General features: G+C 66.0%; 16 protein-coding genes and 2 tRNA genes. 5 read left to right on the plus strand and 13 right to left on the minus strand.

From position 1 onward, the window contains the following. Positions 1-13 precede the first annotated feature (13 nt). Positions 14-90: transfer RNA gene (locus ACX9OW_RS13560), tRNA-Met, on the plus strand. Between the two features lie 52 nt (positions 91-142). Further along, positions 143-217, plus strand: a tRNA-Gln gene (locus ACX9OW_RS13565). A 220-nt stretch (positions 218-437) separates the two neighbouring features. On the opposite strand, the gene rpsI is transcribed toward ACX9OW_RS13565, so the two are convergent. Both rpsI and rplM read right to left on the minus strand, forming a co-directional pair. Beyond that, positions 438-830 (minus strand): 30S ribosomal protein S9, encoded by a 393-nt coding sequence (gene rpsI, locus ACX9OW_RS13570; protein ID WP_053515585.1) that lies wholly within the window; start codon positions 828-830, stop codon positions 438-440. Positions 831-832: 2 nt separating this feature from the next. Next, the gene (rplM, locus tag ACX9OW_RS13575; protein ID WP_005414692.1) at positions 833-1261 is read right to left on the minus strand and encodes a 50S ribosomal protein L13; all 429 of its coding nucleotides are present in this window, start codon (positions 1259-1261) and stop codon (positions 833-835) included. Between the two features lie 195 nt (positions 1262-1456). Here rplM and coq7 point away from each other — a divergent pair, with 195 nt between their 5' ends. Next, a complete protein-coding gene (coq7, locus tag ACX9OW_RS13580; RefSeq protein ID WP_053515583.1) occupies positions 1457-2101 on the plus strand; it encodes a 2-polyprenyl-3-methyl-6-methoxy-1,4-benzoquinone monooxygenase in 645 nt (214 codons plus the stop codon). A gap of 61 nt (positions 2102-2162) precedes the next feature. Here the strand turns inward: coq7 and ACX9OW_RS13585 are convergent, their stop codons facing one another. After that, on the minus strand, positions 2163-2483 hold the full coding sequence (locus ACX9OW_RS13585) for a DMT family transporter (protein WP_005411314.1): 321 nt from the start codon (positions 2481-2483) through the stop codon (positions 2163-2165). Between the two features lie 167 nt (positions 2484-2650). Further along, positions 2651-3445, minus strand: a complete 795-nt coding sequence (gene speD / locus ACX9OW_RS13590) for an adenosylmethionine decarboxylase (protein ID WP_019661504.1) — start codon at positions 3443-3445, stop codon at positions 2651-2653. Between the two features lie 149 nt (positions 3446-3594). On the opposite strand from speD, the gene crp reads away from it, so the two are divergent. Together crp and ACX9OW_RS13600 are read left to right on the plus strand one after the other, a co-directional pair. Continuing rightward, complete coding sequence (crp, locus tag ACX9OW_RS13595) at positions 3595-4284, plus strand: cAMP-activated global transcriptional regulator CRP (RefSeq protein WP_010482649.1); 690 nt, start codon at positions 3595-3597, stop codon at positions 4282-4284. A 62-nt stretch (positions 4285-4346) separates the two neighbouring features. After that, entirely contained in the window at positions 4347-5108 is a 762-nt protein-coding gene (locus tag ACX9OW_RS13600) for a sulfite exporter TauE/SafE family protein (RefSeq protein ID WP_065174379.1), read from the plus strand. Positions 5109-5152: 44 nt separating this feature from the next. On the opposite strand, the gene ACX9OW_RS13605 is transcribed toward ACX9OW_RS13600, so the two are convergent. From ACX9OW_RS13605 to ACX9OW_RS13645, 9 genes are all read right to left on the minus strand, one after another. Next, positions 5153-5869 (minus strand): haloacid dehalogenase-like hydrolase, encoded by a 717-nt coding sequence (locus ACX9OW_RS13605; RefSeq protein ID WP_053515578.1) that lies wholly within the window; start codon positions 5867-5869, stop codon positions 5153-5155. Further along, complete coding sequence (trpC, locus tag ACX9OW_RS13610) at positions 5866-6660, minus strand: indole-3-glycerol phosphate synthase TrpC (protein ID WP_065174378.1); 795 nt, start codon at positions 6658-6660, stop codon at positions 5866-5868. The genes ACX9OW_RS13605 and trpC overlap by 4 nt, the downstream gene beginning before the upstream one ends. A gap of 74 nt (positions 6661-6734) precedes the next feature. Further along, complete coding sequence (gene trpD, locus ACX9OW_RS13615; protein WP_065174377.1) at positions 6735-7766, minus strand: anthranilate phosphoribosyltransferase; 1032 nt, start codon at positions 7764-7766, stop codon at positions 6735-6737. Between the two features lie 18 nt (positions 7767-7784). After that, complete coding sequence (locus ACX9OW_RS13620) at positions 7785-8372, minus strand: anthranilate synthase component II (RefSeq protein ID WP_065181530.1); 588 nt, start codon at positions 8370-8372, stop codon at positions 7785-7787. 108 nt (positions 8373-8480) lie between these two features. Then, entirely contained in the window at positions 8481-9956 is a 1476-nt protein-coding gene (trpE, locus tag ACX9OW_RS13625; protein ID WP_065174375.1) for an anthranilate synthase component I, read from the minus strand. Positions 9957-10131: 175 nt separating this feature from the next. After that, complete coding sequence (yegS, locus tag ACX9OW_RS13630) at positions 10132-11061, minus strand: lipid kinase YegS (protein ID WP_459062393.1); 930 nt, start codon at positions 11059-11061, stop codon at positions 10132-10134. Positions 11062-11267: 206 nt separating this feature from the next. Continuing rightward, positions 11268-11750 (minus strand): GNAT family N-acetyltransferase, encoded by a 483-nt coding sequence (locus ACX9OW_RS13635; RefSeq protein ID WP_065174518.1) that lies wholly within the window; start codon positions 11748-11750, stop codon positions 11268-11270. A gap of 12 nt (positions 11751-11762) precedes the next feature. Beyond that, positions 11763-12440 (minus strand): ribulose-phosphate 3-epimerase, encoded by a 678-nt coding sequence (rpe, locus tag ACX9OW_RS13640; protein WP_065174373.1) that lies wholly within the window; start codon positions 12438-12440, stop codon positions 11763-11765. A 29-nt stretch (positions 12441-12469) separates the two neighbouring features. After that, positions 12470-12799, minus strand: coding sequence for a J domain-containing protein (locus ACX9OW_RS13645; RefSeq protein ID WP_005411327.1), 330 nt, complete (start codon positions 12797-12799; stop codon positions 12470-12472). Between the last annotated feature and the right edge of the window lie 100 nt (positions 12800-12899).

The following is a 12899-nucleotide window of genomic DNA, read 5'->3' on the forward strand; positions in this document are numbered from 1 at the left end:
GCGGGCTCACCAAGGCTATGTAGCTCAGCCGGTTAGAGCACAGCACTCATAATGCTGGGGTCGGTGGTTCGAGTCCACCCATAGCCACCATGCTGAAGTTGTTTTTCAGCGTGAAAAGTGAGAAAATAGTTACACGATACATTGCCCCGTCGCCAAGCGGTAAGGCACCTGACTCTGACTCAGGCATTCGGTGGTTCGAATCCATCCGGGGCAGCCAAATTAAACGCAGAAGGCCAGATCGAAAGATCTGGCCTTCTGCGTTTCTGGGCTCCGCGGGGGCTCCCCTCCAGAGAGAACCCCGGGGTTGTTCGCAGGAATGGGCCCTGACCCCACCCTCTCCAATGCACAACCCCGAAACGGCAAAAGCCCGGCCAAAGCCGGGCTTTTGCTTTTTCCAACCAGCGGGCTCCCGGAGGAGCCCAGCCAGGCGCAGTGGATCAGCGCTTGGAGAACTGGGTGGCGCGACGGGCCTTGTGCAGACCGACCTTCTTACGCTCGACTTCACGGGCGTCACGGGTCATGAAGCCAGCCTTGCGCAGCTCGGACTTCAGGGTTTCGTCATACTCGACCAGCGCACGGGCGATGCCCAGACGGATCGCACCGGCCTGGCCGGTGGTGCCGCCGCCGGTGGCGGTGACCAAGATGTCGAAGCTTTCGGTGTTCTTGGTCAGCTCGAGCGGCTGGCGCACGATCATGCGCGCGGTCTCACGACCGAAGAACTCGTCCAGCGGACGGCCATTGACGGTGATGTTGCCCGAACCCTTGCGCAGGAACACGCGAGCGGTGGAGGACTTGCGGCGGCCAGTGCCGTAGTTTTGAGTGATAGCCATGATTAGATATCCAGAACCTGCGGCTGCTGTGCGGCGTGCGGATGCTCAGTGCCGGCGTAGACCTTGAGCTTGCGGTACATCTGGCGACCCAGCGGGCCCTTCGGCAGCATGCCCTTCACGGCGATCTCGATCACGCGCTCCGGGTGGCGCTCCAGCGCCTGGGCCAGGGACTCGGTCTTCAGGTTGCCGATGTAACCGGTGAAACGGTGATACATCTTGTCCTGCAGCTTCTTGCCGGTGACGGCAATCTTTTCTGCATTGATGACGACCAGGTAGTCGCCGGTATCAACGTGCGGGGTGTAGACCGGCTTGTGCTTGCCACGCAGACGGCGGGCCAGCTCGGTGGCGAGACGGCCCAGGGTCTTGCCCTCGGCGTCGACGAGGTACCAGTCGCGCTGGACGGTCTCGTTCTTGGCAGTGAAAGTGCTCATGAAGAACTCTAGGTTAGGTCGGGCTCATTGCGGCGAAGGACTCGCCGGAACTCTGCCACGCGTTGTGAAAGGTGAAGCGCAAGAGGCGGGATTGTACGCAGGTCCAGGCCCCGGCGCAAGCCGCCCCCTGTCCCGGGTTGGCAGGGGCGCGGGCGCGGGCGAGAATCGGCGGGTCTCCCGCCCCACCGTATCGCCATGACCGTGCTCCGCCAGACCACCCCGCTGGACCACCTGCTGACCGAAGCCCAGCGCGCCCTGGACACGGTGTTCGGCAACCCGCCGGCCAGCCGCCCCTATCCGGCGGTGGACACCGACGAGCCGGGCATGGACGCCCGCCAGCGCCGCCATGCGGCCGGGCTGATGCGGATCAACCACGTCGGCGAGGTCTGCGCGCAGGGCCTGTATTTCGGCCAGGCCGCCGTGGCCCGCGACCCGGCCACCCGCGAGCATCTGCTGGAGGCAGCGCAGGAGGAAACCGACCACCTGGCGTGGTGTGCCACCCGCCTGGCCGAACTGGACAGCCGGCCGAGCCTGTTCAACCCGCTCTGGTACGCAGGCAGTTACACCATCGGCACCCTGGCCGGGCTGCGCGGTGATGGCTGGAACCTGGGTTTTGTCGTCGAGACCGAACGCCAGGTAGAGGCCCACCTGGATGAGCATCTGGTCGATCTCCCGGCCGCCGACCTGCGCAGCCGCGCGGTCATCGAAGTGATGAAGCAGGACGAGGCCCGGCATGCGGACCATGCCGAGCAGGCCGGCGCCCGCCGCCTGCCCTTCCCGATTCCGGGGGCGATGGCGCTGGCCTCGAAGGTGATGAAGACCATCGCGTACCGCCTCTGAACGGCCGCCGCGCATGGCCCGGCGCTGCCGGCAACGCGGCATTGGACGCCTCAGCGCCGGCTCAGTTCGGCGACACCAGCTTCAGGCCGATCACACCGGCGACGATCAGGCCCACGCAGGCCAGGCGGGCCGGTGAAGCACTGTCGTTGAACAGGTAGATGCCCAGCACTGCCACGCCCATGGCCCCGATGCCGGTCCAGATGGCATAGGCCGTGCCGACCGGAATGCTCTTCATGGCCTGGCTCATCAGGTACAGGCTGATCAGCGCGGAAACGACCGTGGCGGCCGTGGGCAGTGGCTTGCTGAAGCCTTCGGAGTACTTCATTCCAAGCGCGAAGCCGATCTCGAACAGGCCGGCCAGCAGCAGGTAGATCCAGGGCATGGGTGGGGGTCCTTACCTAGTGGTTGAAAAACGAAACGGCCCGGTGTCTTCACACCGGGCCGTAGGTCGATACATCGCCGTGGAACTATGAATTGCGCAGCACGCAGGTTCCACGGGGCGGGTCGTCCCGCCTGGGTGACGATGCCTGCCGGCATCGCACAGGGGTGTTACTCGGACAGGTTGCGACCGTGGAACAGCTCTTCGATCTCGCGCTTGAGCAGCGCCTCGATCTTCATGCGTTCCTTGAACGACAGGTTCCTGGCCTTTTCCTCGAACAGGTACTGATCCAGGTCGAAGTCCTTCAGGTGCATCTTCGTGTGGAAGATGTTCTCCTGGTAGACGTTGACGTCGAACATCTCGTAACGCGACTTGATGTTCTTGGCCAGGAAGTTCTGGATCGAATTGATCTTGTGATCGATGAAGTGCTTCTTGCCCTTCACATCGCGGGTGAAGCCACGGACGCGGTAGTCCATGATCACGATGTCCGATTCCAGGCTCTCGATCAGGTAGTTCAGGGCCTTCAGCGGCGAAATGACGCCACAGGTGGCCACGTCGATGTCCGCGCGGAACGTCGCGATGCCTTCCTGCGGATGGGTTTCCGGGTAGGTATGGACAGTGATGTGGCTCTTGTCCATGTGCGCGACCACGGCGTCGGAGATCAGCTCCTTGCCCGCCAGCTTCTTGTCGATCACCGGCTCTTCGGAGATCAGGATGGTCACCGAGGCACCCTGCGGATCGTAGTCCTGGCGGGCCACGTTCAGGATGTTGGCGCCGATGATCTCGGCGACATCGGTCAAGATTTGAGTCAGCCTGTCGGCGTTGTACTCTTCATCGATGTATTCAATGTAACGCTGACGCTCCTCTTCGGTGCGCGCGTAACACACGTCATAGATGTTGAAGCTCAGCGCCTTGGTGAGGTTGTTGAAACCCTGCAACCTCAGGCGAGGCAACGGCTTGACCACGGCGGTCGATTCCTGTGTAAGAAGAGAAAGGGTGAATTATGGGGCAAACCGCCCCCGGGGGGAACGTGAAGACGCAAGAGTTCTGGCACACTGTTTGCCCTTAACAATTGCGCTGGTTAAGCTCCGCTATCGACCCCGTGAATCCGTTCATGCGCAGAGGGAGCGCCCCTATCGTGTCAACCGTGCGCCTAGCTAGCAGTCCACTGGCCCTGGATATCGCAACAATCGATCGTTTCCTGGCGCACAGCCACAGGCGGCGATATCCCACCCGGACCGACGTCTTCCGACCAGGAGACCCGGCGGGAACCCTGTATTACGTCATCAGCGGCTCGGTTTCGATCATGGCCGAGGAAGATGACGATCGTGAGCTGGTGCTGGGCTACTTCGGTGCCGGCGAGTTCGTCGGCGAGATGGGCCTGTTCGTGGAATCGGACCGCCGCGAAGTGATCCTGCGGACCCGCACCGCCTGCGAGCTGGCCGAGATCAGCTACGAGCGCCTGCATCAGCTGTTCCTTGGCCCGCTGTCGGCCGACGCCCCGCGCCTGCTGTACGCGCTGGGCCAGCAGATCTCCAAGCGTCTGCTCGACACCAGCCGCAAGGCCAGCCGCCTGGCGTTCCTGGACGTCACCGACCGCATCGTTCGCACCCTGCACGATCTGGCCCAGGAGCCGGAGGCGATGAGCCACCCGCAGGGCAGCCAGCTGCGCGTTTCGCGGCAGGAGCTGGCGCGCCTGGTCGGCTGCTCGCGTGAGATGGCCGGCCGCGTGCTGAAGAAGCTGCAGACCGACGGGCTGCTGCATGCCCGCGGCAAGACCGTGGTGCTTTACGGCACCCGTTGAACGTTGAGCACCCGGTGGGTGCGGACCTTGGTCCGCACTCCTTCGCGCGCTAGGCTCGGTGCATGGAACTGAGCAGCGAATTCTGGTGGTTCATCCTCATCGGCCTCGGTGCGCAGCTGGTCGATGGAGCGCTGGGCATGGCCTTCGGCCTGGTCTCCTCATCGGTGATGCTGAGCATGGGATTGCCGCCGGCGCAGGTCAGCGCCAGCATCCACACCGCCGAAGTGTTCACCACCGGCGCCTCCGGTGTGTCGCATCTTGCGGCTGGCAATGTCGATAAACGCCTGTTCGTGCGCTTGGCGCTGCCCGGCGCGATCGGGGGTGCGATCGGTGCCTATGTACTCGCCCAACTGCCCGGCGATTTCATCCGCCCGTTGATCTACCTGTACCTGCTGGTGCTTGCCATCGTCATTCTGGCCCGTGCTGCCGGGCGCTGGATGCCCAGCGGCGAGATCCGCCGCGTGCCGGTTCTGGGCTTCTTCGCCGGCCTTCTGGACGCCAGCGGCGGCGGTGGCTGGGGCCCGATCGCCACGTCCACCCTGCTGGCGCGTGGTGGCCAGGCCCGTACCACCATCGGCACGGTCAACGCAGCCGAATTCGTGGTCACCCTGACCGTCTCGGCCACCTTCCTGCTGTCGATGGGGGTGCAGCACCTGCAGATCGTCGCCGGGCTGCTGATCGGCGGCATGATGGCCGCGCCGGTGGCCGCGATCCTGGTCAAGCGGGTCAAGGAACGCTGGGTACTGGTCGCGGTTGGCGTGCTGGTACTGGGCATCAGCCTGTTCCAGATCGGCCACGCGGTGACCGGGTACCTGGCGCGCTGACCGCGCTCCGCGCTCGCCGGGCATGGCCCGGCGGGTCCGGTGGATCAGGCCTTGTCGCCGCCGCGGTCGACGCAGCCCCAGTTGAGGATGCGGGTGCCCGCCGGCAGTACGCTGCGGAAGAACGCCACCTTGCCCGGCTTCGGGTTGACCACCACCGGCGCCTTCGCCGCCAGCAGCAGCGGCAGATCCGCAGTGCTGTCGGAGTAGGCAATGTCGATGTCGCCGTAGCCACGTTCACGCAGCATGCGCATCTTCTCTTCGTTGTGGCAGTGACGGGTCGGCCCCACCCCTCCCAGGCGCGGCCCGACCTCCGTGCCGATGACCGGCACGTCCTGGTGCGCAACGAAGGCCAGGATCGCGCGGGCCAGTTCGGGCGGGGCGCCCGTGGCCACCACCACGCGATCCCCCTTTGCACGGTGCGCGGCGAACACCTCCAGCGCCTGCGGCAGCAGCTTGGCGCGCATCTGCGCCTCGTTCCTGATCACGTAGGCGTCGATCACCCGGTTGAACTCGCGCGCACGATGCAGGCCGAAGCTGCCGATCCACACGTAGATCGAAATGCCGGCACGGCGGGTCGGCAGCATCGCCACCATCGGCCCGGCGATCGGGGTGACCAGCAGCGCCGCGAGCATGCGCAACGGGTTGCGCTTGATCAGCGAGGCGAACAGGTGCGTGCCCGAATCACCGTCGTACAGGGTGTGATCGAAGTCGAAGACCACCAGCGGCGCATCCGCGCGTGGCGTCGGGTAATGCGTTTTCATGCCGCGAAGAATAGCTGACGCAGGCCCTCGCCCGGCTCTTCCACGCGCATGAAGGCCTCGCCGACCAGGAACGCGTGGATGCCGGCATCACGCATCAGCGCCACGTCCTGGGGCCCGAGGATGCCGCTCTCGGTCACCAGCAGGCGGTCGCGCGGCACGGCCAGGCGCATGTCCAGGGTGGTCTGCAGCGAGACCTCGAAGGTGCGCAGGTTGCGGTTGTTGATGCCGATCATCGGCGCCGGCACCTGCAGCGCACGCTCCAGCTCGTCGATGTCGTGCACTTCCACCAGCACGTCCATGCCCAGCGACAGTGCCAGTTCCGACAGCGTGGCCAGCTGGGTATCGTCCAGCGCCGCCACGATCAGCAGGATGCAGTCAGCGCCCAGCACGCGCGCCTCGTACACCTGGTAGGCATCGATCACGAAGTCCTTGCGCAGCACCGGCAGCGTGCAGGCCTCGCGGGCCTGCTGCAGGTAGGCGTCGGCGCCCTGGAAGAAATCCACGTCGGTCAGCACCGACAGGCAGCTGGCACCACCGAACTCGTAGCTGACCGCGATGTCGGCCGGGCGGAAATCCGGGCGGATCACGCCTTTGGAGGGGCTGGCCTTCTTCACTTCGGCGATCACCGCGGGGTCGCCGTTGGCCACGGCGGCCTGCAGCGCACGCACGAAACCACGCACCGGCGGGGCGCCGGCCAGGGCGGCCTGCAGCTCCTCGAGCGGGCGCTGGGCGCGGCGCTGGGCTACTTCTTCGGCCTTGCGGGCCAGGATCGTCTGCAGGATGTCGCTCATCGTCTTCGGTTCGGTGCGGGGGCGGTGAGGACGGCCATTATCGGCCATCGACGGGGTCAGGCTGAACCACGCGCTCAGGCAACCAGCGCGCGGGTGGTCTCAACATACTGCTGCAGGCGCTGGCGGGCGCTGCCATTGGCGATGGCGGCGCGGGCACGGGCCAGGCCGTCACCGATGTCACTGGCCACGCCGGCCACGTACAGCGCGGCGCCGGCATTGAGCGCGACGATGTCCAGCGCCGGGCCGGGCTCGTTGTCCAGCACCGCGCGCAGCAGGGCAATGGACTGCTCCGGGCCATCCACGCGCAGGTTGCGGCTGGCCGACATGGCGATGCCGAAGTCCTCCGGGTGGATCTCGTACTCGCGCACCTTGCCGTCGCGCAATTCGCCGACCAGGGTGCCGGCGCCCAGCGAGATCTCGTCCATGTTGTCGCGGCCCCAGACCACCATGGCGCGCTCGGTGCCCAGCTCGCGCAGCACGCGCGCCTGGATGCCCACCAGATCGGGGTGGAACACGCCCATCAGCACCGAGGGTGCGCTGGCCGGATTGGTGAGCGGGCCGAGGATGTTGAAGATGGTGCGCACGCCCATCTCGCGGCGCACCGGCGCCACCACCTTCATCGACGGGTGGTGGATCGGCGCGAACATGAAACCGATCCCGGTCCGCTCGATGGCCGCGGCCACCTGCTCCGGCTGCAGCTCGATCACCGCGCCCAGCGCCTCCAGCGCGTCGGCGCTGCCGGACTTGGACGACACGCTGCGGTTGCCATGCTTGGCCACGCGCGCGCCGGCAGCCGCCGCGACGAACATCGCGCAGGTGGAGATGTTGAAGGTATGCGAACCATCGCCCCCCGTGCCGACGATATCGACCAGGTTGGAGGTATCGGCCACCGGCACCGGCCGGGCGAATTCACGCATCACGGTGGCCGCCGCGGCGATTTCGTCCACGGTCTCCTTCTTCACGCGCAGGCCGGTGAGGATGGCTGCCGTCATCATCGGCGAAACATCGCCACGCATGATCTGCCGCATCAGGTCGACCATCTCGTCGAAGAAGATCTCGCGGTGCTCGATGGTGCGGTGCAGGGCTTCCTGGGGGGAGAAGCTCATCGGGATTGCTCCTTGGACTCAGGCGGCCGGTCGCTGCAGGAAATTGCGCAGCAGGGCGTGGCCGTGTTCGGTGAGGATGGATTCGGGGTGGAACTGCACGCCTTCCACCGGGAAGTGGCGATGGCGCAGGCCCATGATCTCTTCGATCGAGCCGTCGTCGTTCTCCGTCCAAGCGGTCACTTCCAGCACATCGGGCAGGCTGTTCTTGTCCACCACCAGCGAGTGGTAACGGGTGGCCTGGTAGCGATCCGGCAGGCCGGCGAAGACGCCCTTGCCTTCATGGCGGATCGGCGAAGTCTTGCCGTGCATGATGTTGCCCGCGCGGATCACCGTGCCGCCATAGACCTGGCCGATGCCCTGGTGGCCCAGGCAGACACCGAGAATCGGCGTGGTCGGGCCCAGGCGTTCGATCAGCTGCAGCGACACACCCGCTTCGTTGGGCGTGCACGGGCCGGGCGAGATGACGATGCGCTCGGGCTTCTGCGCGGCGATCTCATCCACGCTCATTGCATCGTTGCGCACCACCTTCACCTCGGCACCCAGCGTCTGCAGGTACTGCACGAGGTTGTAGGTGAAGCTGTCGTAGTTGTCGATCATCCACAACATGGTCGGGTTCCGTCGCTTATCGGGAGTGGGCGTACACGTGGGTGCCGCACAGGGAGAGGGCCAGGTACAGCGGAAGGTGCCGCAGCGCAGGCCACGGCGCAGGGTGCCTTACAGGCCCTTGGCGGCCTGGGCGACGGCGCGGAACAGCGCGCGGCCCTTGTTCATCGTCTCGTCCCATTCCTTGTCCGGGTCCGAGTCGTAGACGATGCCGGCGCCGGCCTGCACGTACAGGCGGCCGTCCTTGATCACCGCGGTGCGGATCGCGATCGCGGTATCGGCATCGCCGTGCCAACCGATGTAGCCGATGCTGCCGGCGTACACATTGCGCTTGATCGGCTCCAGTTCGCGGATCACTTCCAGCGCGCGGATCTTCGGTGCGCCGCTGACGGTGCCGGCCGGGAAGGTGGCGCGCAGCACGTCGGCATAGCTCAAGCCCGGCTGCAGCTGCCCGGTCACCTCGCTGACGATGTGCATGACGTGGCTGTAGCGTTCAATCACGAACTGCTCGCCCACTTCCACCGTGCCGGCCTTTGATACGCGACCGGCATCGTTGCGGCCGAGATCGATCAGCATCAGGTGCTCGGCACGTTCTTTCGGATCGGCCAGCAGCTCGGCTTCCAGTGCCAGGTCCTGCTCGACGGTGGCGCCGCGCGGACGCGTGCCGGCGATCGGGCGTACAGTGACTTCGCCGTCCTGCAGGCGCACCAGGATTTCCGGCGAGGAGCCAACCACCTGCAGGTCGCCGACATCCAGGAAATACATGTACGGCGACGGGTTCAATGCGCGCAGCGCGCGGTACACGTCCACCGGGCGTGCCTTGAACGGCACGCTCAGGCGCTGGCTGAGCACCACCTGGAAGATGTCGCCGGCGCGGATGTATTCCTTGCTGCGCTGGACCGCATCGACGAAGCCATCGCGGGTGAAACCGGAGACGAAATCGGATTCATCCAGCACATCGCTGTTGAGCGGTGCGGGATAGCCGGCACCCGGTGCACGCAGCTTTGCGGTGAGCGCATCCAGGCGCGCCTGCGCCTGCTCGAACGCGCCGTGGACGCGCGGGTCCGCGTGCACGATCAGGTACAGGCGGCCCTTGAGATTGTCGAATACCGCCAGCTCGTTGGAGTGCAGCAGCAGGATGTCCGGCGTGCCCAGTTCATCGCGGCCGGCCGGCGGTGCCAGGCGCGGCTCGATATAGCCGATGCACTCGAAACCGAACCAGCCGACCAGGCCACCGGTGAAGCCCGGCAGGCCCTCCAGCTTCGGCACCGAGTGGGCGCTGCGCAGCGCCTCGACTTCGGCAAACGGGTCGGCCACCTCGCGGGTTTCCACCACCTGGCCGTCTTCGCGCACGGTCAGCGTATGGCCATGGAAGGCATACACGCGGCGCGCCGGCAGGCCAATGATCGAGTAACGACCAAAGCGTTCGCCGCCTTCGACGGATTCAAACAGGTAGGTATTGGGGCCGTCGGCGAGCTTCAGATAGACCGAAAGCGGCGTGTCCAGGTCGGACAGCACTTCGCGGACAACGGGAATGTGGGTGTGGCCTTCAGCGGCCTGCAGCTGAAACTGAGCGTGCGAGTTCAAGACGACTTTCCTTCCGGGACACAGCGTTATGGGGGCGGACGACGGCAACGGGCCACCATCGCCACCAACGGCGTGCGGAAGAAAGGGTATGCGGGGTCGTCAGGCTGGACACCCCTTGACTGTATCGCAGCTTGGACGGGAGTGGAACCCCGCAGCGCCAGGCGTGGCAGCCACGTTACGTGGCCAGCAGCGGGCAATCCGCCGGCAGATGCAGGCGCACCCGGCCAGCCACGCAGTCGATGCGGAACCGCCGCGCCTGCACGGGCTCACCGTCCAGGTTCAGGGTCAGTGGCTGCGCCGACTCGAGCTGCAGCCAGGGCAGCCGGACGCGGGTGGCCACCCGTTCCAGCGCCGCTTCCTTGCCACCGGTCAGCATCTGCCCCAGCGTCGACGCCACCTCCCCCTCCAGTTCGGGCACGACGGTGACATCCAGCAGGCCGTCATCGATCAGTGCCTGTGGGCACAGCTGCTGGCCACCACCGGCCTGCCGGCCGTTGCCGATCCCCAGCGCGATGAAGCCGCCTTCCCAGGCGAAGTCCGGACCGTGCAGACGCGCGGTAATCGGCTCGATCCGCCCCAGCTTGGCGATGCCGGTGATCACGTAGGCCAGGCCACCGAGCATCTTCTTCAGGCCGGCATCGGTTTCCACGGTGACCTGCGTGCCGAAACCGCCACTGGCCAGGTTGGCGCACCACCAGGACGTGCCATCGGCATCCACGCGCAGCAGATCGATGGCATGTGCCGTGGTCTGCCCGATCAGCGCGAGCGCGGCCTCCGGCTCGGTCGGAATGTTCGCCGAGGTGGCGAAGTCATTGGCGGTGCCCATCGGGACCAACGCCAGCGAAGGCAGGGCATCGGCGGATTCATCGCGGTGGGCCAGCGTTTCGGCCACCGCACTGAGCGTGCCGTCGCCGCCTGCCGCCACGATCACGTCTACCCCGTGGTCGATGGCCTCAGCCACGTAACGCTCGGCGTCACCTTCTTCCCAGGTGACACGTACCTCCAGCTGCACGCCCCGCTCCCGCCACTGGCGCACCGCGTCGCGCAGCTCGTCATTGCCTGCGGACTTGCCGTTGAGGATCAGGCGCCAGCGCGGTGCGGTCATGCGGGGATTCCGGTGTGGGGTGGCACAGGCTAGCAACGCACCGTTTGCCGGCAGTGAATGTCACATGCGTGTCATTCAGCTCCCGGAGAATGGAAGGCCATAGCAGGGACGACGGATGGAGGCAGGATCAGCCTCCCACGCATGCAGCAAGGCCACGCCAACGATGGGCGTGGCCTTTTTTTTGAAGTCGCACCCGGGCGCGATCGTCAGCCGTTGGCGAAATCGTGCAGCGCCTGGCCCTGCAGCCGGTATACGGTCCACTCATCCTGTGGTTTCGCGCCCGCTGCGGTGTAGAACTCGATGGCCGGCGTGTTCCAGTCCAGCACCGACCATTCGAAGCGACCGCAGCCTTCGGCGACCGCCTGCCGCGCGATGTATTTCAGCAGCGCCTTGCCAGCGCCCGCGCCCCGCTGCTGCGGGCTGACATAGAGGTCTTCCAGGTAGATGCCCTTGCGGCCCAGCCAGGTGGAGTAGTTGTAGAAATACACCGCATAGCCGATGGCCTCGCCATCGGCTTCACAGATCAGCGCGCGGGCAGTTGCGTCGGGACCGAACAGGCTTTCGGCGATGCCGATCTCGTCGGTCTGCACCGAATGCTCGGCCCGCTCATAGATGGCCAGCTCACGGATGAAGCGCAGGATCAGGCCCGCGTCGGCGGCAGTGGCCGGGCGGATGTTCAACACGGCCACCGTGCTCATGCCTCAGCCTCGCGCCGCAGCGACGTTGGCGCGCATCTGCGCGATCACATCCTGGTAAGGGGTCTTGGCATTGAAGATGGCCGAGCCGGCGACGAAGGTGTCGGCGCCCGCAGCCGCGATCTCGCCGATGTTGTCGGCCTTCACGCCACCGTCGATTTCCAGGCGGATGTCCTTGCCGCTGGCATCGATCTTCTGGCGGACCACGCGCAGCTTGTCCAGCGCCGAAGGAATGAAGGCCTGGCCGCCGAATCCCGGGTTGACCGACATCAGCAGCACCAGGTCCAGGTCATCCAGCACCCAGTCGAGGATGTCCACCGGCGTGGCCGGGTTCAGCACGATGCCCGGCTTGCAGCCCAGCGAACGGATCAGCTGGATCGTGCGGTGCACGTGGCGGCTGGCCTCCGGATGGAAGCTGATGTAGGTGGCACCGGCTTCGGCGAAGTCCGGGATGATGCGGTCCACCGGCTCGACCATCAGGTGCACGTCGATCGGCGCGGTCACGCCGTGCTTGCGCAGTGCCTGGCAGACCATCGGGCCGATGGTCAGGTTGGGTACGTAATGGTTGTCCATCACGTCGAAGTGGACCCAGTCCGCACCGGCGGCCAGGACGTTGTCGACTTCCTCGCCGAGGCGGGCGAAATCGGCGGACAGGATGGAGGGGGCGATGAGGCAGTGGGACATGGCCGGGCCTTGCAACGAGGGGAAAGGGGTCAGCGCTTGCGCAGGGTCTTGATACGGTCGTAGGCGGCGTTGATGCGCCGCGACTTCTGCTCGGCCTGCTGCTGCAGCTCGGGGGCGGCGCCGCCAAGCTTGTCCGGGTGGTACTGCGAGATCAGCTTGCGGTAGGCGCGCTCGACCTCGGCATCGGTGGCCTCGGAGGTCAGCCCCAGCTCCCGGTACGGGTTCTCCTTGTTCAGGCGGAACCAATCCGAATCAAAGGCATGGCCGATCAGCAGGCCGACCACCGCGCCGAACAGCGGATTGGGCCGGAACAGCAGGGCGCCGGCGATGAATCCGAGCAGTTTTCCGTACCAGCGCATGGCGCTCCGGGGTCGACCGACGAAATGGACGCTCATTTTACGTCACAGCGGGCCCGGACGGCTTTACACTAGGCCGCCCGCTGGTCAGCGGGCCCGCCGG

The sequence above is a fragment of the Stenotrophomonas genospecies 5 genome (assembly GCF_054473825.1).

Excerpts from the sequence above, each read along its gene's own strand:
- ACX9OW_RS13645 (WP_005411327.1), bottom strand. The coding sequence starts at position 12,799 with ATGCGCTGGTACGGAAAACTGCTCGGATTCATCGCCGGCGCCCTGCTG.
- yegS (WP_459062393.1), bottom strand. The coding sequence starts at position 11,061 with ATGACCGCACCGCGCTGGCGCCTGATCCTCAACGGCAAGTCCGCAGGC.
- ACX9OW_RS13585 (WP_005411314.1), bottom strand. The coding sequence starts at position 2,483 with ATGCCCTGGATCTACCTGCTGCTGGCCGGCCTGTTCGAGATCGGCTTC.
- trpD (WP_065174377.1), bottom strand. The coding sequence starts at position 7,766 with ATGAGCTTCTCCCCCCAGGAAGCCCTGCACCGCACCATCGAGCACCGC.
- coq7 (WP_053515583.1), top strand. The coding sequence starts at position 1,457 with ATGACCGTGCTCCGCCAGACCACCCCGCTGGACCACCTGCTGACCGAA.
- ACX9OW_RS13605 (WP_053515578.1), bottom strand. The coding sequence starts at position 5,869 with ATGAAAACGCATTACCCGACGCCACGCGCGGATGCGCCGCTGGTGGTC.
- rpsI (WP_053515585.1), bottom strand. The coding sequence starts at position 830 with ATGGCTATCACTCAAAACTACGGCACTGGCCGCCGCAAGTCCTCCACC.
- trpC (WP_065174378.1), bottom strand. The coding sequence starts at position 6,660 with ATGAGCGACATCCTGCAGACGATCCTGGCCCGCAAGGCCGAAGAAGTA.
- ACX9OW_RS13620 (WP_065181530.1), bottom strand. The coding sequence starts at position 8,372 with ATGTTGTGGATGATCGACAACTACGACAGCTTCACCTACAACCTCGTG.
- crp (WP_010482649.1), top strand. The coding sequence starts at position 3,595 with ATGCGCAGAGGGAGCGCCCCTATCGTGTCAACCGTGCGCCTAGCTAGC.
- rplM (WP_005414692.1), bottom strand. The coding sequence starts at position 1,261 with ATGAGCACTTTCACTGCCAAGAACGAGACCGTCCAGCGCGACTGGTAC.
- rpe (WP_065174373.1), bottom strand. The coding sequence starts at position 12,440 with ATGTCCCACTGCCTCATCGCCCCCTCCATCCTGTCCGCCGATTTCGCC.
- ACX9OW_RS13600 (WP_065174379.1), top strand. The coding sequence starts at position 4,347 with ATGGAACTGAGCAGCGAATTCTGGTGGTTCATCCTCATCGGCCTCGGT.